Raw genomic sequence first — 23,631 nt, forward strand, 5'->3', positions numbered from 1 at the left:
AGGCGACGTTGGCTTGAAGCCGCCGACTCGCCGTCGCGAAGCCGCGGGGTGCGGGACGCACCCCGCCCGACGGCTACCGGCTCGGTCGGTGCTGCCGTTGGGGAGGCAACGTAGTGGCCGCTGGAGGCTGATCGTTTCGGGTCGGCTTGGCCGGGATCGAGCCCGCCATGGTCGACTGCATGCGGGCGGCCTCGGCAAGTCGGTTGCGTGCCGGGTTCCGGCCGGTGTGCTGGATGCGAGTGATCAGCACGCGGGCGGGTTGGCGGGCGGTGGTCAACTCTCGCTGGGCGGCAGCTTCCGTGAGGAGCTGGTGAGGCTGGTGGCCACAGGCTTCGGCGTCGGCGAGGACGGTGGCGAGCGCCGGCCAGGCCGGGTCAGTGAGGATGCGCTCGGCGTGGTCGGGGACGGCCGCCCGTACGTCATTCGCGAGAACGCTGCGGGCTTGATCCCTTGGTGGGCGGGCTGTTAGTTCGGCGAGCGTCGGTGCGAGTGCGCGGTCGGCGGCCGTCTGAAGGTGCTGAACGGCCTGGCCGGCGGCGTCGGCCTGGTGGGCGTGGTGCTTCGCTTCGTGCCAGCGCCCGGCGACGATGGTCGCCCAGACGAGGGCGGCGACCAGGGCTGCCAGTGCGCTGCCGTCGGGGCCGGTGGCGGTGTGGACGATGTCGCGCGCCGCGCTGCGCAGTACGTGGGCTGCGCGGTCTTCGGCGCGGATCTGGGAGCGCTGGGCTCGGGCGAACGCCTTGGAGGCTGCCTGGAGTTCGACGCGCAAAGTGTCCGGGGCTTTCTGCGCGGTGGCTTCCAGTAGTTCGCCGAGGGCAGTGATGTGGGCTTGGGCGTGGGTGTCGTCTGCGAGGTCGGCGTGGAGGGCGTCGAGAGCATCGGTGGCCTGATGCCAGGGGGTACTAGGGCTGTTGCGGCGGGCGGTGGGGTGCTCTGCAGGCTGGCTGGATTCGAGGCGAGCCTTGATCTTGGGCAGGGAGAGGTCGGGAGCGATCTTGCTTCCGGGGTGGAAGATCTGCTCACCGGCCTCGTTGACGTCGCCGGGGCGGCCGACGGCGTAGCCGAGGAGGTCGCCCGACGGGCCGCGCCGGGCCTGGACCTCGACGCCGCTGGCTTCGAGGTAGGCGATGAATTCCTCGGCGTTGGTCGCGTGCGGGATGGCGGCGCGGATGCGGTCCTGGAGCCACTCGGCGGGTGCCGGTGCGGTCGCCCTTCTTCAACTGCCTGAGCCCGTAGTCTTTTTCGATCTCGCGGCAGGTGTCGCCGACGCGCAGGCCGCTGTCGTGGAGTTTGGGGCGGCGGCCGTCCTCGCGGACGGTGGTGGCGAGGATGTGGATGTGGTCGTCGGCGTGGCGTACGGCGATCCAGCGGCAGGCCAGGTCGTCACCAGCGGGGGCGATGCCAGCGGCCTGGACGATGCGCTGGGCTATCTCGCCCCACTCTGCGTCGGAGAGGTAGCGGTCCTCGGGCGCTGCGCGCACGGGGCAGTGCCACACGTGGTCGGTGACCTTCTGCCCAAACTCGCTGTTGCGCAGCCGTACGGGCTCGTCGAGGTAGCGGGCGAGTTCGGTGAGGGTGGCGTTCTCGTGGCGGCCGGGGTCGGGCATGCCGAGCATGGCGAACCCCGCCACGATGTGCGGGTCGAGGTGCTCGTCGTGGTCGCCGGGTCCGTAGAGGTAGGCGAGCAGGCCGCGGGTGTTGGATCCGGCCCGTTTGATGGCGGCGATCACGCGGACACCTCCTCTTCTTCTTCCCGTTCGGCCAGCTCGGCGGGCTGGCGCAGGGCCTCGGCGATCAGCTCCAGCAGGTCGTGGAGTTCGGTCAGGCGCTGACGGAGGTCAGATGGCGTGCGGTCGCTGTTGAGGGCGCGGGCGATCTGGTTGACGTTCACGCCGATCCGGTTGAGCTGGCGCAGGGCCTGGGCGCGGAAGACGTGCGTGCAGCGGCGGTCCTCGGACAGCGGCAGGTTGGCGGTGAACCGGCCGGCGACGAAGGCAAGGACGACGTCGGCGGCGAACCCGGACTCGCCCTTGTAGCCATGCTGGGCGGTGGCGTCCCGGAGCAGGGCAAGCTGATCGGCAGTGAAGCGCAGCGGGCCGACGCGCTCGTCGCGTTTGGTGCCGGTGAAGCGGCGGATGGTGGGCTGCACGCTCTTTACGGCAGGCTCACCGCCGACACTCTCAGCGGTGTCGGCGGCGGTGACGGGGCGCAGGGTCTCGCGCTGGACGGCGTGCAGCGTGTCCGGGTCGGGGCCGCCCTCGGCCCCGACCTCCTGGTCCTGCGCCCCCTGGCGCTGGGCCTCCTCCGCCACCCCCGGGGCGGAGGCCCCCGAAATCCGGCCTTGAGTCGGACTCGGGGTACTACTGGCTCCGCCCGGGGCAGCCCGTCCGAAGGCGCGGCGCCAACGATCCAGCAGCGTAGGGGGCTTCGCCAGCGGGAGCGGCTCGTCGGAGGTGTTCTCGGGGTGGAGCGGGTCGTGCGTCATGGACGGTTCTCCGGAGAGGGGTGGAGAGGGCATGCGGGTCACGGCGGAGATCAGATGGAGTTCGGACGGCTGCCGCCTCATCCACAGCTGTGGACGATCGCGGGTTACGCGGGGCGGCGACGGGCGGGCCGGGTGACCGGAAGGGTTCCGGTCACCCGGCAGCGGTTGCGGTCAGCCGCCGGCCCGATGGGTCTCGGCTGGGGCCTCGAGTTCGGCTCGGAGGACGTCCATCACCTCGGTCAGCCGCTTACTGCCGACCGTCAGCCCTTTGTCCTCAACTGCTGTTCGGACGACGGCGCGGGTGAGCTTGCCCTGCTCAGCGGCAGCAGCCCGGCCGATCTCCGCGAGTACCTCAAGCGGGGCGCCGGGCGGACGGCCGCCGCGCGGCTTGCCCGCCGCAGTGTCGGCGGGCGATTCCGGCGACTGGACGGATGCGGCGGCCGGTGGCTTCGTGGCCCGGGCCGGCTCGATGAGTAGCTCGGGGGGCCGGATGTGCTCGATCGGAGCGTGGGCCCACTGGCCGGCTGCTGTGGCCGACGGCTTCGCAGGGTGGACGGATGTGGTGGCTGGTGGTTGCGGCACCTGCGCTGAATCGGGGGCCGGATGACTGGCAGCAGGCTGTGCGACGAGTTCGTGGATCTGCCGCATCAGCACGCCGAAGGCCACCATCGCGGCGGCCGGGGGAACCGCGGCGACCACGTAGTCGAGCAACGGCACGCTGCCGACTTCGCGCGTGCCGGTCACCCCGGCCACATTGAGCCCGATGGAGCCGACCGATCCGATGGCGGTGACGCCGATGGCCCACAGGTCGGTGACGCGGCGCAGGGCCGCACGGAGCATGAGCACCTCGCCCGCGACGATGAACGCGTCCAGCGTCGCAGGCCACGCCCAGCGGCGGGTCGGCGAGTTACGGAGTCCGTGCTGGGCGGCAACCCCGGCCAGGTGCGCGTAGGAGAGCCAGAACGCACGTGCGGTCAGGGCCACGATGACGATGCCGGCCGTGCGGAGCACGTACTGCTCCGCAGTCAGCTTCGCCTTCGCCGGCTTCTCCAGGCCGGGGTGGTCGTCCAGGGACGGGCGGTCAGGGCGACGAGACATGAGAGGGATCCTCAAGCGGGGTACTCCCGGGGTAGTGGCGTGGTGCGTCTTTGCCGTCTTGGCCGTTGCAAGCGCAGGTCAGAGCGAGTACGGCAACCGCCTCGGTTCTCCGTCCTGGCGGGCGCCGCCGACGTCTTGTTCCGACTCGGAACAAGACGTCGGTGCGTCGAGACGTGGCGTTGCGTCTTCCGTCTCGGTGGGCAAGGCTGTGACCTGCACTGATACGGCAGGACGGCGAGGTACGGCACAAGACGGATCGGGGTCGCGTCTTGGGCATGCAACGCGCCGGTCATGATCGCGTTGCCGTCTTGGCCCCGGTTGCCGTCTTGGCCGCATGCCGTTTGACCTGCGAGATCACGGCAGGGACGGCAGGTACGGCAACCAGGGGCGCGGGGCTCAGCCCTCGCTGAAGCCGGGGTCGGTGTCGGCGTCGACGGGGTGGACTGCGGGGCAGTACCGGCGCCAGGCGTCGAGGAACTTGTTGCGCATGTACCCCTTGCGCTGGGTCCGGTCGGCCATTCGGACGTTGCCGGGCCTGATGTCGAACTCGCGGAGCATCCTGCTCAGCTCACGGGCGGTCAGCCCGCCGCGCCCCCACTCGGCCCGGGGGGCCTCGGGGTCCTGACGCAGATGGTGCAGGAGTTCCTCGGTGGAGAGGCTGTCCGCCTCGCGCTGGGCGACGAAGACCCGGCGGATGTCGGCGAGGATCCGCGCTCCGCTGGGGTGATCCTCCTCGGCCGCCGCTTCGGCGGCGACCATCCGCGCACACGCCACCCGCGCCAGCCGAGGCCAGTGCCCACCGGCCAGGTCGGCGACGATCACCAGCGGCTCCCAGGTGTCGGCGGCACGGTCCTCGACCGGCATCTTCGGCTCCAGGTTCGCGGCCTCGTCCAGCAGCGGCCTGGCCCACGCGGCGATACGGTCGCGCAGATCATGCAGGGCCGGAATGTCACGGCGCGAGCGGAAGGGCTTGACCTTCTCGCCCTCGGCCCGGCGCCGCATCCGGATCACCACCGCCCGGTCCATGACCGTGTCGGGCAGGTCACCGAGCCCCGCGATGGCCGCCATGGCGAAGGTCGCGAAGCGGTGCGGGGTGTGGTCGTTGCCAACCACCCGGGTGACGTAGCGATTGCGCTGATGGCCGGCGTTGAGCAGGCCGCGCATCTCCTCGTTCTTCTCTGCCATCTTCGGGGTGCCGAAGATGGTGTCCGCCTCGTCCACCAGGAGCGTGGGCGGCACTTCCTCGGTGATCGAGCGGAAGATGGCCGCCGGTGTGGTGTTGATGGTGAGCATCGGCTCGTGGACCGTCTCGGTCAGCACGTCCAGCAACCGCGACTTGCCGCACCGCTTCGCCGGCCCGACCACCGCCAGACGCGGCGCGTGCTGCCACGCGGGCTGCAAGTGTGTCGCCGCCACCCACAGCGTCACAGCGTCCAGCGCCTCCGGCGAGGGCAGGACCACGAACTGGGCTATCTGCGCACGCAGTTCGTCCAGCAGCTTCGAGCCGAGGGTCGGCTCCGCATCGGGTATCTCCTCCAACCCGCTCGGCGCATCGGCGCTGCAGGCGGGCGCCTCGTCGCTCAGGTCCGGATCGGCGCCGTCAGCCTGTGCCGCGCGCAAGTGAGCGCCGGGCTGGCCGGGGATGGCGGGTGTGGGCCAAGTTGCCTTGGCGGAGGCGGAATAGGACTCGGGGTTCTCGGGTTGCACTCGGCGGCTCCTCGTCTGGCGGTGGCGGGCTGGCATGCCCGTGCCGCCGGGTCGGTTCGCATCGGATTGGTGGGGAGTCATCGGGCCTCCGGCGTTGCACCGCCGGGGGCTCTCCCTCTTCTCGCGGGCGTTCGGACACCGCGAGGGAACACGGACAGTACGTCCACGCTCCGCCACAGTCCAGCGTTTCTGTGTCAGCTCAGCGCAGAAGCGTTTGCTACGGACGTGCCCTCTCACGCCGCCAGGCCCAACAGGGTCAACAGGTCGGCGGTCACCACCCGGTAGGCGTTGCCCAGCCGCAGCACCTTGCACGGGTACTGGCCACGCTTCGCCAGCTCGTACCCCTTGCTCCGGCCGAGCCCAAGAGCCCGGTTGCCCGTGTCCAGGTCGACCGCCACGGGCAGCGCGAGCAGTTCCTCCCGGCTCATCCCCTTCGAGTCCTTCGCCTGCCCGGCCGTCGTGTCTTCGCGCATGCAGTGCGCCCCTTTCGATGCAGCCCTCGGCGAACGTGACGATCACGCCCGGCTCCAGGCACTAAATCCAGGATGGCGAAGCTAATGTGTCTTCATGACACAACATGATTCCGATGCTGGATACGACGCCGAAGACGAGGACGACATCCCCGAGTGGGCCGATCACGTCATGGCCACCGTGGCCGCTGAAGTCCGGCGCCGAAGGAAGGAGTTGCGCATGAGCGCCCAGGAACTCGCCGACCGCTGCGAGGAGATCGGCCACCCGATCCCCCGCAATGTCATCGCCAATATGGAATCCGGCCGCCGCGCCAACCTGCCCCTGGTCGACGTCATGGTCCTGGCCAGGGCACTGCACACGAACCCGATCTGCCTCATCTACCCGATCGGCTACATCGCCGAGGTCCAGCGGCTCCCGTACGAGGACCGCACTGCTCCGTGGGAGGCCATGTGCTGGTTCACCGCCCAGGACGGAGGCTCCCTGGCCGACCGCGACATGCTCCGCTACCAGCGCGAGCACATCCAGGCCCTGAGCGAGGCGCACGCCGCGATGGCCAGCGAGAGCTACGCGCAGTACGCCGTCCAGCACGCAACCAGCGCCACAGAACAGGCAGAGGCCCTGCGCGAACAGGCCGCCTGCCTGGAGCGCATCGACAAGGCCAAGCAACGCCTACGCGTAGCCCGCTCCTTCATCCGCCGTGACCGCGGCCTGCTCCCCTACCTGCCACCCGAATTCGCCGACGTCGACCCAGGTCAACCCGAAACCGACACCCCGGAGGAAAATCTTTGAAGGGCTCCACCTACCGCCGCTGCTCCTGCCGCGACCCGAAGACCGGCAAGGAACTCGGCACTTCCTGCCCGAAGCGCAACAGCAGGAACCACTGCACATACTCCATACGCCAAGAGCTGCCGCCCCGCGAGGACGGCAGTCGTAGGTCCTTCGCTCGTGGTGGCTACGACAACCGCAAGGCCGCCCAGGCCGACCTCGACCACGTCCGCGCCCTCCTTGGCCTGGCCGAGTCGGACGATCCCGAGGGCACGGAACTGATCGCCGCCATGCTGACGGAAGTCAGCAGCGAGAAGACTCCCCTGCCCGACGTCGAGGAGACCCGCCGGCGCCTCAACGCCGGCCAGGACCTCATCGGCAGCCTGACCGTGAGCGAGTGGCTTGACCGGTGGTTGGCGGGCAAGCGCATACGCAAGTCGGGCCTGAGCCGCTACGAGACCGACATCCGTGTGCACCTCAAACCGTACATTGGCACCCGACGCCTCGACCGACTCCGCGTCAGCCACCTCAGCGAGATGTTCACCGCCATCCGCGACGCCAACGCCCAGATCCTGGAGGACAACGCCCAACGGCGAGCCGCGATCAACGAGTTGGCGACCGTGCCGTGGAAGGGCGCGGAGAACCGCGCCCGGCGCAAGGCGATGAAGGCCGCGATCGATGAGATGCCGGCCTTCCGCCGTATCACCGGCCCGGCCACGCGACTGCACGTCAAGGCCACGCTCCGCGCGGCCCTGAATGACGCGATCGGGCAGCAGATCATCACGTTCAATCCAGCGGCTCATGTCGAGATCGATCCGGTACGCAAGCCGAAGGCGCTGGTGTGGACGGACGAGCGGGTCGCCAAGTGGGAGCAGACAGGCGAGAAGCCGTCGCCCGTGATGGTCTGGACGCCCCAACAGACCGGCGCCTTCCTCGACTTCGTCGCCGAGGACCGGCTGTACGCGATGTGGCACCTGATCGCCTTCCGCGGTCTGCGACGGGGCGAGGCGTGCGGGCAGCCGTGGTCGGAGACGAACCTCGACACCCACTCCCTCACGGTCTCCGCGCAGCTCGTGCAGGACGGCTGGGAGGTCGAGGCATCCGATCCCAAGACCGACAGCGGATACCGCGTGGTCGCGCTCGACGACGACACCGTCAACGTCCTGAAGCGGCACCGCGAGCGGCAGGACGCGGACCGCGTGAAGTGGGACACGGCCTGGGTCGAGACCGGCCACGTCTTCACCCAGGAAGACGGCTCCTGGCTCCACCCCGGCAAGGTGACCGACCTCTTCGAGCGACTCGTCGCCGCGTCCGGCCTCCCGCCGATCCGGCTTCACGACCTGCGCCACGGAGCTGCCACCCTCATGCTCGCGGCCGACATCGACATCAAGATCGTGTCGGACACCCTCGGGCACAGCGACACCCGCGTCACGCGGGACATCTACCAGAGCGTCCTGCCCCAGGTCGGCAAGAACGCCGCCGAGGCCACCGCCAAGCTGGTCCCGCTTCAGCGCAAGGTCGAGGCAGAGAAAGCGGCCCGCAAGGCTGCGAAGAAGGCCGGAACCAAGAAGAACGGCAAGGGCAACGACAAGGCGAAAGCCCAGGCCAAGGCGAAGAAGAAGGCCAAGCGCCGGAAGCCCGAGAAGTAGGTCCGGCGCCGCTCCGCTCACGCATCGCTCACGCAAGCCATCCCACGGCACTCCGGCCGTGTGACGAGCCATGCCCCGGGCAACAGAAAACCCCAGGTCAGCGACTATCTGACCTGGGGTTTGGTGGAGCCGCCTTCGGGATTCGAACCCGAGACCTACGCATTACGAGTGCGTTGCTCTGGCCATCTGAGCTAAGGCGGCGCGCTGTGCGCACTATGGTGCGATCAGCAACGTCGGTAAGTCTACACAGTTTCCGGGGGTGCTCCGCACACGCCCCCGCACGCGGTCGGCGGGGGCGTTCGGCAGTGCTACGAGCAGCGTTTTCCGTCGGCGGGAGGGGTGCCTTCGAGCAGGTAGCGGTTGATCGCGGAGTCGATGCACTTGCTGCCGCGGCCGTAGGCGGTGTGGCCGTCGCCGACGTAGGTGAGGAGGGTCCCGGAGGAGAGCTGGGAGGCGAGGGACTGGGCCCAGCGGTACGGCGTCGCCGGGTCCCGGGTCGTGCCGACCACCAGGATCGGGGGCGCGCCCTTCGCCTCGATGCGGTGCGGCTCACCGGTGGCCCGCACCGGCCAGTACCCGCAGTTCAGTGCCGCCCAGGCCAGCCCCTCGCCGAACACGGAGGACGCCTTTTCGAACGCGGGCAGGGCCTTCTCCACCTGGTCGGGGCTTTCGAAGGCGGGCGGGAGGTCGAGGCAGTTCACGGCGGCGTTGGCGAACATCAGGTTCGCGTACTTGCCGTTCGCGTCGCGCTCGTAGTAGCTGTCGGCCAGGGCCAGCAGGCCCGCGCCGTCGTCGTCCTTCATCGCCGAGCCGAGCGCCTCGCGCAGCTGCGGCCAGGCCGCCTCGTCGTACATCGCCGCGATCACACCGGTCGTCGCCAGCGCCTCGCCGAGCTTGCGGCCGTCCGGATCGCCCGTCGGGATGGGCTTCTTGTCGAGCTCCTGGAAGAACGCCTGCAGGTTCTTGGCCATCTGCTCGGGGCTCGTGCCCGCGTCGCCCAGCGGACAGTCGCTCTGCTGGGCACAGTCCTTCGCGAACGACTGGAACGCCGTCTCGAACCCGGACGTCTGGTCCTCGTTCAGCCGGCGTGCGTCGATCGACGGGTCCATCGCGCCGTCCAGGACCATCCGCCCCACCCGGTCCGGGTAGAGGCCCGCGTACGTCGCGCCGAGGAACGTCCCGTACGACGCGCCCACGTAGTTCAGCTTCTTGTCGCCCAGGACCGCGCGAAGGATGTCCATGTCACGGGCGGCGTCCACCGTCGACACGTGCCGCAGCAGCTCCGGGGAGCGCGCCCCGCACCCCTCGGCGAACTTCTTGAACGCGTCGACGAGCTGCTGGGTCTCCTTCTTGTCGTCCGGGGTGGTGTCCGTCTGCGTGAACGTGTCCATCTGAGGCCCGGTGAGGCACTCGACCGGCTCGCTGCGGGCCACACCACGCGGGTCCATGGCGACCATGTCGTAGCGGGCGCGGACGTCCGCCGGGTAACCGATACCTGCGTACGACTGGAGGTAGTCGATGGCCGAGCCGCCCGGCCCGCCCGGGTTGACCTGGAGCGAACCGAGCCGTGCGCCCGGCCCGGTGGCCTTCTTGCGGGCGACCGCCAGTCTGACGTCACCCGCATCCGGCTTCGCGTAGTCCAGCGGGGCCTTCATCGTGGCGCACTCGAAGCCGGGCACACCGCAGCTGCGCCAGCTCAGCTTCTGGTCGTAGTACCTCGACAGCCCGGACGGCGTGGAACTCGGCAACGCGGCCAGCGCCGTCACCTTCGTCGTGGACGCCGCCGACGAACTCCCGGAGGAGCAGCCGGAGACGAGCAGCGCGGTGGCGGCCAGCAGCACGCCCCCCGCGAGGAGGGGCCGGGACGACCGATGAGTGCGCCTCATGTACATCTCGCGAGCCTAACCCTGAGCGATCGATCGATCACCTTCAGTGGCGACTGAGCCTCGTACGAGTGACTCCGTCAACTCATCCTGCGCTTCCGACGGCCGGGGCGCACCCGCCGGGCGGCTTCAGCCCGCGCGCAGCGCCATGGTCATCGCCTCCACCGCGAGCAGCGGAGCCACATTGCGGTCGAGGGCCTCCCGGCACGCGGCGATCGCGTCGATGCGGCGCAGCGTGGACTCCGGGGTGCCGGCGCGGGCCAGCCGCTCCAGGGTGTCCTCCACCTCCGTGTTGGCCAGGGCCAGACGGGAGCCGAGCTGGAGCGCCAGTACGTCGCGGTAGAGCCCGGTGAGGTCGGTGAGGGCCAGGTCCAGGCTGTCGCGCTGCGTACGCGTTCTTCGCCGCTTCTGCCGGTCCTCCAGCTCCTTCATGACGCCGGCGGTGCCGCGCGGCATGCGGCCGCCCTGGGCCGCACCGAGGGCGGTCTTCAGCTCCTCCGTCTCCTTCACGTCCACTTCCTCGGCGAGCTGCTTGGCATCCTCGGAGGCCGTGTCGATCAGCTCCTGGGCCGCCTTGAGGCAGCCGCCGACGTCGCCGACCCGCAGCGGGAGCTTGAGGACGGCGGCCCGTCGCTCCCGCGCGCGCGGATCGGTGGCGAGACGGCGGGCCCGTCCGATGTGGCCCTGCGTGGCGCGCGCGACGGCGGCCGCCACGTCGGGCTCGATGCCGTCGCGGCGTACGAGGATGTCGGCGACCGCGTCCACCGGCGGGGTGCGCAGGGTGAGCAGGCGGCAGCGGGAGCGGATGGTGGGCAGGACGTCCTCGACGGACGGGGCGCACAGGAGCCAGACCGTGCGGGGAGCGGGCTCCTCGACGGCCTTCAGCAGGACATTGCCTGCGCCTTCCGTGAGGCGGTCCGCGTCCTCCAGGACGATGACCTGCCAGCGCCCCCCCGCGGGCGACATCTGGGCACGGCGGACCAGGTCACGGGTCTCCTTCACACCGATGGAGAGGAGATCGGTGCGGACGATCTCCACGTCGGCGTGGGTGCCCACCAGGCTCGTGTGGCAGCCGTCGCAGAAGCCGCAGCCGGGGACTCCGCCGAGCGCGCGGTCGGGGCTCACGCACTGGAGCGCCGCCGCGAACGCCCGGGCCGCCGTGGAACGGCCGGAGCCGGGCGGGCCCGTGAACAGCCATGCGTGCGTCATCTTGGACGCCTCGGGAGGCGGAGCGTCCGCGGCGGCGGCCGTGACGAGGGCGTCGGCGTCCCGGGCGGCGGCGGCGAGCTGCTCGCTCACCTTCTGCTGACCCACCAGGTCGTCCCACACGGGCACGGGGCACCGCCCTTTCGTCGCACTTTGCCTTGCCGCGTCCATTGTGCGGGTCGCCACTGACATTCGGTCCCGCCCGGGACGGATCGTCCCGGGCTGCCGCCCCGCCCGCCGCCTTCACCCGCGCCGGGATCCGGTCCCGCCGACCGCTGCCGGCAGCCCGCCAGAGCGCGTCTCGCGACATCACCGGTCGTCCGCCCCTGCGGGTCGGGGGACTCCCCCGCCCGCCCCCTCAGTGACCGCCTGCCGGCCCATTGCCGTGCCGGTGCCGGACACGGGCCGTCAGCGTCGGCGGCGGCCGCCCCGTCCCTCGTCCCGCTCCTCGTCCTCGCGCGGGCCGAGCAGCTCGTCCGCCAGGGTCGGGAGGTCGTCGAGCGGCGTCTCCTCGGCCCAGTCGGAGCGGGGACGCCGCCGCGCGGTGCCCTCCTCGTCGACCTGGGGCAGCTCACGCGTGCGGTCGTCGGCGCCGTCCGCCCGCGGGGCCGGCCGCTCGTCCCGGAAGAATCCCGGCGGCACCCGGTCCGTCGCGTCCCCGGCCTGCGTACCGGCGCGCCCCTCCCGTACGGGAGGCAGGACGGCCGTCTCGTCGGCGGCACCCGGGGCCACCTGCGGAATCACCGCGGTCTCGTCGGCCGCTCCGGGAGTGACCGGCGGCAGTACGGCCGTCTCGTCGGCGGCACCCTGCGGCACCGGCGGCTTCGGCAGCTTCGCCGTCTCCTCGCTGTCGGAGCGGGAGCCGGACTCGGCGCGCGAACCGGCGGACCGGTCCTCCTCGTCCCGCACCGGCGCCCGCGATCCGTCCGACGCGTTCGACGGGGTCACCACCGGGGTGGGGACCGTCGTCTCGTTGTCCGGAACTGCTCCCGGGCGCGTGCCCGGCGACGCGGCCGACGTCTCCGGGGCGGCGGAGGGAAAGACGGTCGGAGCCACGGACGAGGCCGCTGCCTCCGCGGTGGCAGCCGCCGCCGTCGAGGCGGCCGCGGCCTGCGTCGCCGCCCGCCGGGCCTCCTCGGCCCGCAGCAAGGCCTCCTCGGCCTTCCGCTGCTTCTCCAGCCGGCGCGCCTCCGCCTCGGCCCTCAGCCGGGCCTCCTCCTCGGCCTGCCTGCGCAGCCGCTCCTCCTCGGCGGCACGGGCCTGCTCCTCGGCGAGCCGCCGTACCCGCTCCTCCTCGGCACGACGGCGCGCGTCCTCGGCGCGCTGTCGGGCCTCCTCTGCCTGGCGCTCGGCCTCGCGCCGCTGCGCCTCCTCCAGCTCGCGCTGCTTGCGCTCCTCCTCCTCGGCCCGGAGCTTGGCGAGCTGCTCCTGGCGCTCACGCTCCAGCCGCTCCTCCTCGGCCTTGCGGGCGGCCTCTTCCTCGGCCTTGCGCCGGGCTTCCTCCTCGGCCGCCTTGCGGGCCTCCTCCTGCGCCTTCACCTCGGCCTCGGACAGCGGCAGCATGATGTCGAGCCGGTGCCGGACGACGGTGGTGACCGCCTCGGGCTCCTGTGCGGCGTCGACGACCAGGTAGCGCCCCGGGTCGGCGGCGGCGAGGGTCAAAAAGCCGGACCGCACGCGCGTGTGGAACTCGACGGGCTCCGACTCCAGCCGGTCCGGAGCCTCGGTGAACCGCTCGCGGGCCGCCTCGGGCGACACGTCCAGCAGGACGGTCAGATGCGGAACGAGTCCGTTCGTCGCCCACCGGTTGATGCGGGCGATCTCCGTCGGCGACAGATCGCGGCCGGCGCCCTGGTAGGCGACCGAGGAGTCGATGTACCGGTCGGAGATGACGACGGCACCGCGCGCCAGGGCCGGCCGCACGACGGTGTCGACGTGCTCCGCACGGTCGGCGGCGTACAGCAGGGCCTCGGCGCGGTGCGAGAGGCCCGCCGACGACACGTCCAGCAGGATGGACCGCAGCCGCTTGCCGACCGGGGTGGCGCCCGGCTCCCGGGTGACCACGACCTCGTGGCCCTTGGACCTGATCCACTCGGCGAGCGCTTCCGCCTGGGTGGACTTGCCGGCTCCGTCGCCGCCCTCCAGGGCGATGAAGAAGCCGCTCGTGGCGGGCGTCTGGGCCGGGTCGTCGCCGCCGCGCAGCGCGTCACGCAGGTCGTGCCGCAGCGGCACTCCGGAGCGGTCGTCGACCTTGGCGAGCACCACCACGGCGACGGGCAGCAGCAGGGCGCCGACGAGCATCAGCGTGAAGGCGGCGCCACCGTGCGCGAACACGAACTTGCCGTTCTCCAGGCGGTGCGGGCCGATCGCGGCGGCCACCAGGGGCGCCATCAGCACGCCGAGTGCCACGAAGACCCGTACGACGGCGTGCAGGTGCTCGGTGGTGCGGGGGCGCCGGTACTCCTCGGTCTCCTGATCGAGGAGGGTGTGCCCGGTGTTCGCGGCGATGCCGGCGCCGATGCCCGCGAGGGCGAGGATCAGCAGCACGGTGGTGACGTCGGGGACGAGGCCCGCGGCGAGCAGCGCGACGCCGGTGCAGGCGATGGCCAGCGCGAGCAGCCGGCGCCGGGACAGCGACGGCAGCACGGACGGCGCCGTACGGATGCCGACGACGACGCCTCCGGTGAGGGCCAGTACGAGCAGCCCGTACGTCACCGGGCCGCCGCCGAGGTCCTTGGCGTGCAGCACGCAGACGGCGACGGCGGCGGAGATCGCCCCGGCGACCGCGGCGCAGGCGAGCACGAGCAGCGGGATCGCCCCGGTGCGGCCCTTGTCGACGCCGGTGCCGGTCTTGGGGCGGCGCAGTCCTTCGAGGGGTGACCGCGCGCGCGGGGTGCGCGCGTCGGGCAGTTCGAGGAAGGTGAGCACGGACAGCGAGGCGGCGAACAGTCCGGCCGCGACGTACGAGGCGAGCGCCGCCTGGTGCTGGTCGAACCAGACGATCCCGGCGCCCAGCAGGTTGTTGACCAGCGACGCGACGACGAGCGTGGCGGCGGCGAGCGGCACCGACAGGAACGCCGTACGCAGCGAGAGGCGCCGCAGCGCGTCCATGTGGTCGGGCAGCGGGCGCACCGAGGCGCCCTCCGGCGGCGGCGCGGGCAGCAGGGCGGGGGCCGCGCTCTCCCGGCACACCGTCCAGAACCGCTCGGCGGTCCCGGTCACGAACGCGGTGACGAGGAGGACGGCGAGCGCGTCCTCCGGGGTCCAGTCGATCCACAGCGGCGCGATGATGAGCAGCACGGCCCGCAGCGCGTCCGCGCCGACCATGGTCCAGCGCCGGTCGAGCGGCCCGTCAGGCGAGGTCAGCGAGGTGAGCGGCCCCAGGAGCACGGCTCCGAAGAGCAGCGTGGCGAGAATGCGGGCGCCGAAGACGGCTGCCACGGCGAGGGCGGCACCGCGATAACCACCGCCGAACGAGCCCTCGCTGATCGCCGCCTGGAGGACCAGGACGACGAGCACCAGCAGGGCCAGCGCGTCCGCGACACCTCCCACCAGGTGCGCGCTCCACAGTCGCTTCAGCTGCGGCTGGCGCAGCAGCGCGCGGACGGCACGCTCGCGGGAGTCCGCGACCAGGGCGTCGTCGGGGGCGGGATGGTGGGCCGTTGGCTGCTCGGCTCGCGTCATCCTGCAAGCCTATCCGGACCCGCTGACTCCCCGAAGGGGTGCCCGAACATACGGCCGCCCCCACACCGGATGGTGTAGGGGCGTACGCGTGTCCGGGGCGCGGCCCCCAGGTCTCAGCCTTCGGAGGCCGCCGTCTTCTTCGCGGCGGTCTTCTTGGCCGGGGTCTTCTTGGCCGCCGTCTTCGAAGCCGTCGTCTTCTTGGCCGCCGTCTTCTTGGCGGGCGCCTTCTTGGCGGGCGCCTTCTTCGCGGCCGTCTTCTTCGCGGTCTTCTTGGCCGGGCCCTTGGCGCGCTTCTCGGCGAGCAGCTCGTAGCCGCGCTCCGGGGTGATGTCCTCGACACTGTCACCCGAGCGCAGGGTCGCGTTGGTCTCGCCGTCGGTGACGTAGGGGCCGAAGCGGCCGTCCTTGACGACGACGGGCTTCCCGCTGACCGGGTCCTCGCCGAGCTCCTTCAGCGGCGGCTTGGCGGCCGCGCGGCCGCGCTGCTTGGGCTGGGAGTAGATCTCCAGCGCCTCTTCGAGCGTGATCGTGAAGAGCTGGTCCTCGGACTGGAGGGAGCGCGAGTCCGTGCCCTTCTTCAGGTACGGCCCGTAGCGGCCGTTCTGCGCGGTGATCTCCACGCCCTCGGCGTCCGCACCGACGACGCGCGGCAGGGACATCAGCCGGAGGGCGTCCTCCAGCGTCACCGTGTCGAGGGACATCGACTTGAACAGCGACGCCGTACGCGGCTTGACGGCGTTCTTGCCGGTCTTCGGGGTGCCCTCGGGGAGCACCTCGGTGACGTACGGGCCGTACCGGCCGTCCTTGGCGACGATCTGGTGGCCGCTGACCGGGTCGGTGCCCAGCTCGAAGTCGCCGCTCGGCTTGGCGAGCAGTTCCTCCGCGAGCTCGACGGAGAGCTCGTCCGGGGCGAGGTCCTCGGGGATGTCGGCGCGCTGGTGGTTCTCGGCGTCCTTCTCACCGCGCTCGATGTACGGGCCGTAGCGGCCGACACGCAGCACGATGTCGTTGCCGACCGGGAAGGACGACACCTCGCGGGCGTCGATGGCGCCCAGGTCGGTGACGAGTTCCTTGAGGCCGCCGAGGTGGTCGCCGTCGCCGTTCCCGGCCTCGGCGGCGCCCGTGGCGTCGCCCTCGCCGAAGTAGAAGCGCTTCAGCCACGGCACGGCCTGGGCCTCGCCGCGTGCGATGCGGTCGAGGTCGTCCTCCATCTTGGCGGTGAAGTCGTAGTCGACGAGCCGCCCGAAGTGCTTCTCCAGGAGATTGACCACGGCGAAGGAGAGGAAGGACGGCACCAGCGCCGTGCCCTTCTTGAAGACGTAGCCGCGGTCGAGGATGGTGCCGATGATCGACGCGTACGTCGACGGGCGGCCGATCTCGCGCTCTTCGAGCTCCTTGACCAGGCTGGCCTCGGTGTAGCGGGCCGGGGGCTTGGTGGCGTGCCCGTCGACCGTGATCTCCTCGGCGGAGAGCGGGTCGCCCTGGTTGACCTGCGGCAGCCGGCGCTCGCGGTCGTCCAGCTCGGCGTTCGGGTCGTCCGCGCCCTCGACGTACGCCTTCAGGAAGCCGTGGAAGGTGATCGTCTTGCCGGACGCGCTGAACTCGGCGTCGCGGCCGTCGGCGGCCGTGCCGCCGATCTTCACCGTCACGCTGTTTCCGGTGGCGTCCTTCATCTGGGAGGCGACGGTGCGCTTCCAGATCAGTTCGTACAGCTTGAACTGGTCGCCGGTCAGCCCCGTCTCGGCGGGCGTGCGGAAACGATCACCCGAGGGGCGGATCGCCTCGTGCGCCTCCTGCGCGTTCTTGACCTTCCCGGCGTACGTACGCGGCTGCGCCGGCAGGTAGTCGGCGCCGTACAGCTGCGTGACCTGCGCACGGGCGGCGGCGACCGCCGTGTCCGACAGGGTCGTGGAGTCCGTACGCATGTAGGTGATGAAGCCGTTCTCGTACAGCTTCTGCGCCACCTGCATGGTGGCCTTGGCCCCGAAGCCGAGCTTGCGCGAGGCCTCCTGCTGGAGCGTCGTCGTACGGAACGGCGCGTACGGCGAGCGGCGGTACGGCTTGGACTCGACCGAGCGGACCGAGAAGTCGGTGTTCTCCAGGGCGGCGGCGAGCGCGCGGGCGTTCGCCTCGTCGAGGTGGAGCGTGTTCGCGCTCTTGAGCTGCCCCAGCGAGTCGAAGTCGCGGCCCTGGGCGACGCGCTTGCCGTCGACCGTCGCGAGGCGTGCGACGAGGGTGGACGGGTCGCTCGGGTCGCCGGCCCGGCCGGTGCCGAAGGTGCCGGTCAGGTCCCAGTACTCGGCGGAGCGGAAGGCGATGCGCTCGCGCTCCCGCTCGACGACGAGCCGGGTCGCCACGGACTGGACGCGGCCCGCCGACAGCCGCGGCATGACCTTCTTCCACAGGACGGGCGAGACCTCGTAGCCGTAGAGGCGGTCGAGGATGCGGCGGGTCTCCTGGGCGTCGACCATGCGCTTGTTCAGGTCGCGCGGGTTGGCGACGGCCTCGCGGATCGCGTCCTTGGTGATCTCGTGGAACACCATGCGCTTGACCGGGACCTTGGGCTTCAGGACCTCGAGGAGGTGCCACGCGATGGCTTCGCCCTCGCGGTCCTCATCGGTGGCGAGGAAGAGTTCGTCGGAGTCCTTCAGCAGGTCCTTGAGCTTCTTGACCTGGGCCTTCTTATCAGCGTTGACCACGTAGATCGGCTGGAAGTCGTGCTCGACGTCCACGCCGAGGCGGCGCACCTCGCCGGTGTACTTCTCGGGCACCTCCGCGGCGCCGTTGGGAAGGTCACGGATGTGCCCGACGCTCGCTTCGACGACATAGCCGGGGCCCAGGTAGCCCTTGATCGTCTTCGCCTTGGCAGGCGACTCGACGATGACGAGTCGGCGGCCGCCATTTGCGGTGTCGCTGGTCGGGGACAACTTCGCTCTTCTCTCCGGTCGACGCGGGGGGGCTCCCCGGGTTCTCGCTCCCGAGGGTCGGGTCGTGCTGACGCTGCGGAGTGTGACGGTACATCCCGCCCCCGTGTCAAACGGGAAAAGCCCGCAACGGCCACTCGAACGGTAACCCGACTACCGCCATTCCTGCCGCCCGGAGTGCCGACCAGGTCTTTTCGGCTTATCCGGAGTGTGACCTCCCAGTTACCGGAACCGGTGTGCTCACGCGCGCGTAAAACACCACATCCCGAGTGCCAGCGCACCTGCTCCGGCGATGCTCGCGAGGGCCGTCGATGCGACGCGGTTCACACCGTGGGCGACGGGCTCGCCGTGCCGCACCCGGACCGTCGTCCAGGCCAGCAGTCCGCCTCCGAACAGGGCGAACACCGTTCCCACGAAGATCGCCGGTCCGCTTTCCATGAGATCGTCCTTCCGCCCCCGGATGCTCCGGATCGGGAGGCTGGCACGCCCCGGAAGCGCCCGTGCGAACCCACGGTGAACGCAGGGCGTCCGGCGTCCCACTGGCCCGCTCAGACGGTGCCGGGCGTCGGTATCTTTCCGCTCGTCTTTTTCTCGTCGGCGCGGCCCACGGTGCACACGATGGTGGTGAACCCGTCGTTCCAATCCTCCTCGTCGCCCAGCCATCCGTAGATCTTCAGCTCCGGACCGGGCGCCCAACTCGACTCGAATTTGTTGCTGCAGAGCTTTCCGCCGTTGTCGATTCCCTTCTTGTACTCCATGTCCTCGGGTGCGGTGGCGAATCCGACGACCTGGTCGGTGTGGGGCCGTGCACAGTCCGTGAGGAGGGACGCGAACTTGTCGTCCCCCTTGTCGACGTACGTCCAGCAGTCGCCCACGGCCATCTGCGCGGCGTACAGGTCCATGTCCTGGTCCCGGAACCGCGCCAGCTCGCCCCCGATGGGGACATGCCTGCCGAGTACGAGACATGCCGTACCGCCGTCCGCCGCGGTGAAGCCCGCCTTCGTCGGCACGAGGGCGTAGGAGCCCGCGTCGGGCAGGGCGGTGGCCACGGGCCGGGTCTGCCGCTCGCAGCGGGTCGCGCCCGCGGCGCGGGCGTCGGCGTAGTCGCCGGCCGTGTCGACGGCCACGACCTGGCCGTCCGGCCAGTCCTCGGCGCAGTCCACCACGCCCAGGTTCGGCACCGACTCGAACGGTGTGCCCGACCAGACCGCCTTCACGCAGTCACCGGCCTGCAACGGGTCGGTGAGGCCCGCCTCTTCTCCGTACGGGTACACCGGCCCCGCCGACTGCGGCGTGCTCGCCGTGGCGGACGGGCCCTTCTTGGCGACGGCGCCCTTCCTCTCCCCGTCGCCGCCGCTCAGCGACACGGCCGCCCAGGCACTTCCCGCGATCACGAGAACGGCGGCCGCGACGAGGACGATCACGGCGGCCGGCCTCTTGCGGCCCGGCCGGGCGGCGGGCGCCGCGGCGGGACCATCGCCCAGGTAGGGATTGCCGGAACCGCCGTACGCGGGCTGCTGGGCCGGCGGATTCCAGACGGCGTACGGCGACGAGCCGCCATGGCCGGGTCCCGGCGGACCGCCCGGTGTGACGGGGCCGCCCGCCGCGGGGGTGTCGGATGCCGGGCCCGTCACGGGGACAGCCGGATCGCCCGGCGTCTGCGGGGTGTTCGGCGTAGGCGGCACCCCCGGGGTGTGCGGGGTTTCCGGGGTGCGCGGCACGCCCGGGGTGTTCGGCGTCGGCCCTCCCGCCGGGGCGCCGTACGGGCCTCCCGCCAGAGCGCCGTACGACCCTCCCGCCGGGGCGCCGTACGGTCCGCTCGGCCGGTCCGCGTACGGACCGGCGGGATGGCCGGGATACGCGCCGCCGTAGGACCCCGCGGCGGGCCCGAATTCGCCCCGCACCGGTGCCTGTTCGGGCGATTCTCCCCACCCCGGGGACGCACCGGGCCCCGCACCGGACGAGCCGCGCAGCACCCGCTCCAGCCCCCGCCCGACGGTCTCCGGTGAAGACCTGCGCACGGGGTCCTTGACGAGCAATCCGCTGAGGACGGGCGTCAGTTCGCCGGCCCGGAGCGGCGGGGTGGGCTCCTCCGCGAGCAGGGCCGTCAGCGTGGCGTACTCGCCATGGCGATCGAAAGGACCCCGGCCCTCGACCGCGGCGTACAGCGTGGCGCCCAGGGAGAAGAGGTCGGCGGACGGGGTGGGCGGCTCGCCGCGGGCACGCTCGGGAGCCAGGTATCCGGGTGTGCCGAGGATGCCGGCCGTGGCGGTGAGCCGCGGCTCGCGGGACTCCGGCTGGAGCGCGATGCCGTAGTCGGTGAGCAGCACGCGCGCGTAGGGGTCGCCCGAAGCGTCGGGCGCCAGAAGGATGTTGGCCGGTTTCACATCCCTGTGCAGGATGCCGATCCGGTGTCCGGCGGTCAGCGCGTCGAGCACGGCGAGCCCGACCCGGGCGGCCTGCGCGGGCGCCAGGGGACCCGCCCGCCGGACGACGGCCTGGAGGTCGACCGCGTCCGGCACGTACTCCATGACGATCCACGGCAGGCCTTCGTGCACCACCACGTCGTGCACGGTGGCCACATGGGGATGACCGCGCAGGCGTGCCGCGTGCCGGGCCTCGCTGCGCGCCCGCGCGATGCGCTGCGCGGTCTCGGCCGCGTCCACCGGGGCGTCGGGCAGCGCGATCTCCTTCATGGAGACCTCGCAGGCCAACTCCTCGTCGTACGCGAGCCATACGCGCCCCATGCCGCCCGCACCGAGCGTCCGCAGCAGCCGATATCGGCCATTGACGACCCGGCCCGCACCCTGATCCGGCGTATCCCCCATCACGCCTCCCCCGAGACAGCGCGCCTCCCCCGAGGACGCGTGGAATCCGTCTCTTGAAGGTAGCCTCGCACGCACCACCGACAGGAGCCCTTTTGCGGACCAATCCTGTCCAATCCCGCCAGAACGGGCACATGTGGCTCAGGGGTGCGAATGCGCCTCAGGAGCTACGCCTCCGCCGTCCCGACGGCACGGGCGGCCGCCGGGGTGACGGACTCTCACACGGAAGGCTCGAGGAATCCCTGCTCCACCAGCAGCCGGATCTGCGCGGGCGTCCGGTCACGCAGCAACACCGGGTCCTCGCCCACCAGTTGCGCGATGGCGTCGAGGATCCGGCCCGCGCTCAGCGTGCCGTCGCAGACGCCCGCGAAGCCCGCACCGACCGTGTCCACCTTGGTGGCCCGGCGCATTCCGCGGTGCTGACGCAGCACCACGTGCTCCGGGTCCTCCGCGCCCGGCAATCCGACCTGTTCCTGGACGACCTCCGCCACCAGCCTGAAGTGGCCCGCGAGCAGAGCCGCGTCGTCGTGGGCGCGCAGGAAGTCGACGCGGTCGAAGTGCGCCCGCACGGTCTCGCCGAGCGGCTGCTCGACGGGGTGCGGCCACTCCTCGACCGTGACCGAGGGGTCGGCGGCCGACGTCCGGCGCAGCGTGATCCATCCGAATCCGACGGCCTTGACCTTGCGCGCCTCGAACTCGTCCAGCCATGCGTCGTACCGCGCCTGGTACTCGGCGGGATCGCCCCGGTGGTCGCCCGCGTCCCGCAGCCACAACTCGGCGTACTGCGTGACGTCCTGGACCTCGCGCTGCACGATCCACGCGTCGCAGCCGCGCGGCACCCAGGAACGCAGCCGGTCCTGCCAGTCCTCGCCCTCCACGTGCTGCCAGTTGGCCAGGAACTGGGCGTACCCCCCTTCGTTCAACCGGTCGCCCACCTGCTGAACCAGCGTGCGGCACAGGTCGTCCCCGCCCATGCCGCCGTCCCGGTAGGTGAGCCGGGCGCCGGGGGAGATCACGAAGGGCGGGTTCGAGACGATCAGGTCGTACGTCTCGTCGCCGACCGGCTCGAAGAGGGAGCCCTCCCGCAGATCGGCCGCCGGGGCACCGGACAGCGCGAGCGTGAGCGCGGTGATGTGCAGTGCGCGGGGATTGAGGTCGGTGGCCGTCACACGCGTGGCGTGCTGCGCCGCGTGCAGGGCCTGGATCCCGGAACCGGTGCCGAGGTCGAGCGCGGAGGCGACCGGCATGCGGACGGTGATGCCGGCGAGGGTGGTGGAGGCCCCGCCGACGCCGAGCACGACGCCTTCGTCCCGGCTGCCGATGCCGCCCGCGCCGCCGACGGCGCACCCGAGGTCGGACACGATGAACCAGTCCTCGCCGCCGGGGCCGCCGTACGGGCGGACGTCCACGGTGGCGGCGATCTCGTCGGCGCCCACCCGGGTCAGCCAGCCGCTGTCCAGACACTCCTCGACCGGCAGCACGTCCGTCACGCGCGCGTGCGGCACCGGCTGCTGGAGCAGGAAGAGGCGTACGAGCGTCTCCAGCGGCGTGTCCCCGCGGGTCGCCCGGAGCGCGGGGACGGTCTCGCTGCGCGCCAGCGCCGCGTACGCGGGGGCGCCGAGCAGGTCGAGCAGTCCGTCGGCGGTGAAGGAGGCGCCGAGCAGGGCGTCCCGCAGCCGCGCGGCGACATCGACGTGGTCGGACGAGGGCAACGGTGACAGCCTGGTGTTACTCACGCCTCCCATTGTGTCCGCTCGCGCCGCCCGGCACGCACTCCTGTGGACGGCCCCACGCCGACGGCTGTGGACGGTGCGTGCCGACGGCTGTGGACGGTGCGCGTCGACGGCTGCGGACGGTGCGTGCCGACGGCTGCGGACGTCGTGCGGGCTACGGCCGCGGCGGAGTGCGGTGCCGACGGTCGCGGGCGGCCCACGGTGCCGACGGTCGCGGGCGACGCGGTCCACCGGCGGCGGCACCCGGGGCGGGGCACCCCAGGCCTCCCCGCAGGCCCCGGACACCGGCTCGCGGACCCATGCCGATGGCCCGGTACGCGCGCGTACCGGGCCGTCTTACGGTCGGTCGGACGATCGCCGTCCCGATCGTCGTCCGGGGTCAGCTCTTGGCGGCCGCCGTGGCGCCGCTGGACGCGGACTTGCAGCTCTGCTGCTGGGCCATCGCCTTGCCGACGTCGCCCTCCTCGAGCTTCTTCAGCGCGTCGTTGCCGCTCCGGCTCAGCTTGTTGAGCTGCGTCGCGATGTCCTTGAGGCCCTCGGCGAACTTGCCCTGGTCCTTGGTGTCGAGCTCGCCGACCTGCTTCTTCAGGTCGACGTACGCCGCGGAGAGGTCGTTGAGCTCCTTGACGGCGTTGGTCTGCTTGGTCTTGCCGTCGTCCACGTTCGGCGCGCCGGCCTTGTCGACCGCGTCGCTGATCGCCTTGTAGGCGTCGGCCATGTCCTGGAAGGCCTGCGAGTCCGTCTTCCTGACGTCCGCCGGTGCGCTGTTGTCCGAGGTCTCCTTCTGGATCGCGGCGTTGGCGGCCTCGATCTTCTTGGCCTGCGGCTGCACCGCGCCGCAGACCTGCTTGGCCCAGGCGTTCAGCTTGTCGTTCTCACCGTCGTCGCTGCTGCATCCGGACAGCGCCAGTATCAGTACCGCACCGCCGGACAGTGCGGCCGTGAGCTTCTTGTTCACCGGATTGGTCCCTTCCATGGCCCTCGGCCCCGGAACATACACGCCACACGGCCGGCAACCCCAGTCCGAATGTCCGCTAAGTAGGCTAATAGCGCCTTTTATGCCATGCGAGAGAAGGCTCACGAAGAGGGCGCGAACACGCACAGGGCGGGGGGGGGGGGGGGGGGGGGGGGTGGGGGGCGGCGGGGGGGGGGGGGGGCGGGGGGGGGGCCCGGGCTTGTGTGACCACGCCGGGGGGGCCCG

14 protein-coding genes, 1 tRNA gene and 1 pseudogene are annotated in these 23,631 nt (G+C 71.6%); 2 read left to right on the forward strand and 14 right to left on the reverse strand.

All coding sequences use genetic code 11. The features are described 5' to 3' along the window. Positions 1-73: 73 nt before the first annotated feature. From ACZ4IF_RS31225 to ACZ4IF_RS31245, 5 genes and pseudogenes are all read right to left on the reverse strand, one after another. A pseudogene (locus tag ACZ4IF_RS31225) lies at positions 74-1,730 on the reverse strand (relaxase/mobilization nuclease domain-containing protein). After that, the gene (locus ACZ4IF_RS31230) at positions 1,727-2,311 is read right to left on the reverse strand and encodes a MobC family plasmid mobilization relaxosome protein (RefSeq protein WP_467568978.1); all 585 of its coding nucleotides are present in this window, start codon (positions 2,309-2,311) and stop codon (positions 1,727-1,729) included. Before ACZ4IF_RS31230 ends, ACZ4IF_RS31225 begins: the two are co-directional and overlap by 4 nt. Positions 2,312-2,656: 345 nt before the next feature. Next, positions 2,657-3,583, reverse strand: a complete 927-nt coding sequence (locus tag ACZ4IF_RS31235; protein WP_467568768.1) for a DUF2637 domain-containing protein — start codon at positions 3,581-3,583, stop codon at positions 2,657-2,659. A 396-nt stretch (positions 3,584-3,979) separates the two neighbouring features. Further along, positions 3,980-5,290, reverse strand: a complete 1,311-nt coding sequence (locus tag ACZ4IF_RS31240) for a DUF3631 domain-containing protein (protein ID WP_467568771.1) — start codon at positions 5,288-5,290, stop codon at positions 3,980-3,982. 233 nt (positions 5,291-5,523) lie between these two features. Further along, the gene (locus tag ACZ4IF_RS31245; RefSeq protein WP_467568774.1) at positions 5,524-5,763 is read right to left on the reverse strand and encodes a hypothetical protein; all 240 of its coding nucleotides are present in this window, start codon (positions 5,761-5,763) and stop codon (positions 5,524-5,526) included. A 94-nt stretch (positions 5,764-5,857) separates the two neighbouring features. Between ACZ4IF_RS31245 and ACZ4IF_RS31250 the strand changes: the two genes are divergently transcribed. Continuing rightward, positions 5,858-6,550: a helix-turn-helix domain-containing protein gene (locus tag ACZ4IF_RS31250; RefSeq protein WP_467568778.1), complete on the forward strand. Its 693-nt coding sequence runs from the start codon at positions 5,858-5,860 to the stop codon at positions 6,548-6,550. Beyond that, a complete protein-coding gene (locus ACZ4IF_RS31255; protein WP_467568780.1) occupies positions 6,547-8,175 on the forward strand; it encodes a tyrosine-type recombinase/integrase in 1,629 nt (542 codons plus the stop codon). Before ACZ4IF_RS31250 ends, ACZ4IF_RS31255 begins: the two co-directional genes overlap by 4 nt. Before the next feature lie 124 nt (positions 8,176-8,299). Here ACZ4IF_RS31255 and ACZ4IF_RS31260 read toward each other — a convergent pair. From ACZ4IF_RS31260 to ACZ4IF_RS31300, 9 genes are all read right to left on the reverse strand, one after another. Next, positions 8,300-8,376: transfer RNA gene (locus ACZ4IF_RS31260), tRNA-Thr, on the reverse strand. Positions 8,377-8,483: 107 nt separating this feature from the next. Then, entirely contained in the window at positions 8,484-10,067 is a 1,584-nt protein-coding gene (locus ACZ4IF_RS31265) for an alpha/beta hydrolase (RefSeq protein ID WP_467568782.1), read from the reverse strand. Between the two features lie 120 nt (positions 10,068-10,187). Then, positions 10,188-11,393: a DNA polymerase III subunit delta' gene (locus tag ACZ4IF_RS31270; protein WP_467568785.1), complete on the reverse strand. Its 1,206-nt coding sequence runs from the start codon at positions 11,391-11,393 to the stop codon at positions 10,188-10,190. Between the two features lie 279 nt (positions 11,394-11,672). Beyond that, a complete protein-coding gene (gene tmk, locus ACZ4IF_RS31275; protein ID WP_467568787.1) occupies positions 11,673-14,948 on the reverse strand; it encodes a dTMP kinase in 3,276 nt (1,091 codons plus the stop codon). Between the two features lie 113 nt (positions 14,949-15,061). Further along, the gene (topA, locus tag ACZ4IF_RS31280; protein ID WP_467568790.1) at positions 15,062-17,875 is read right to left on the reverse strand and encodes a type I DNA topoisomerase; all 2,814 of its coding nucleotides are present in this window, start codon (positions 17,873-17,875) and stop codon (positions 15,062-15,064) included. 237 nt (positions 17,876-18,112) lie between these two features. Beyond that, positions 18,113-18,310 (reverse strand): hypothetical protein, encoded by a 198-nt coding sequence (locus ACZ4IF_RS31285; protein WP_467568793.1) that lies wholly within the window; start codon positions 18,308-18,310, stop codon positions 18,113-18,115. Between the two features lie 110 nt (positions 18,311-18,420). Beyond that, the gene (locus ACZ4IF_RS31290) at positions 18,421-20,700 is read right to left on the reverse strand and encodes a serine/threonine-protein kinase (RefSeq protein ID WP_467568796.1); all 2,280 of its coding nucleotides are present in this window, start codon (positions 20,698-20,700) and stop codon (positions 18,421-18,423) included. A gap of 215 nt (positions 20,701-20,915) precedes the next feature. Further along, on the reverse strand, positions 20,916-22,433 hold the full coding sequence (locus ACZ4IF_RS31295; protein ID WP_467568798.1) for a DUF7059 domain-containing protein: 1,518 nt from the start codon (positions 22,431-22,433) through the stop codon (positions 20,916-20,918). 376 nt (positions 22,434-22,809) lie between these two features. Next, positions 22,810-23,406, reverse strand: coding sequence for a small secreted protein (locus ACZ4IF_RS31300; RefSeq protein WP_467568801.1), 597 nt, complete (start codon positions 23,404-23,406; stop codon positions 22,810-22,812). Between the last annotated feature and the right edge of the window lie 225 nt (positions 23,407-23,631).

The organism is Streptomyces sp. NPDC025784 (assembly GCF_055558435.1).

Bases quoted from the DNA above. Each gene is read 5' to 3' on its own strand.
- ACZ4IF_RS31265 (WP_467568782.1), bottom strand. From the start codon at position 10,067: ATGTACATGAGGCGCACTCATCGGTCGTCCCGGCCCCTCCTCGCGGGG.
- ACZ4IF_RS31285 (WP_467568793.1), bottom strand. From the start codon at position 18,310: ATGGAAAGCGGACCGGCGATCTTCGTGGGAACGGTGTTCGCCCTGTTC.
- ACZ4IF_RS31300 (WP_467568801.1), bottom strand. From the start codon at position 23,406: ATGGAAGGGACCAATCCGGTGAACAAGAAGCTCACGGCCGCACTGTCC.
- ACZ4IF_RS31290 (WP_467568796.1), bottom strand. From the start codon at position 20,700: ATGGGGGATACGCCGGATCAGGGTGCGGGCCGGGTCGTCAATGGCCGA.
- tmk (WP_467568787.1), bottom strand. From the start codon at position 14,948: ATGACGCGAGCCGAGCAGCCAACGGCCCACCATCCCGCCCCCGACGAC.
- ACZ4IF_RS31250 (WP_467568778.1), top strand. From the start codon at position 5,858: ATGACACAACATGATTCCGATGCTGGATACGACGCCGAAGACGAGGAC.
- ACZ4IF_RS31245 (WP_467568774.1), bottom strand. From the start codon at position 5,763: ATGCGCGAAGACACGACGGCCGGGCAGGCGAAGGACTCGAAGGGGATG.
- ACZ4IF_RS31235 (WP_467568768.1), bottom strand. From the start codon at position 3,583: ATGTCTCGTCGCCCTGACCGCCCGTCCCTGGACGACCACCCCGGCCTG.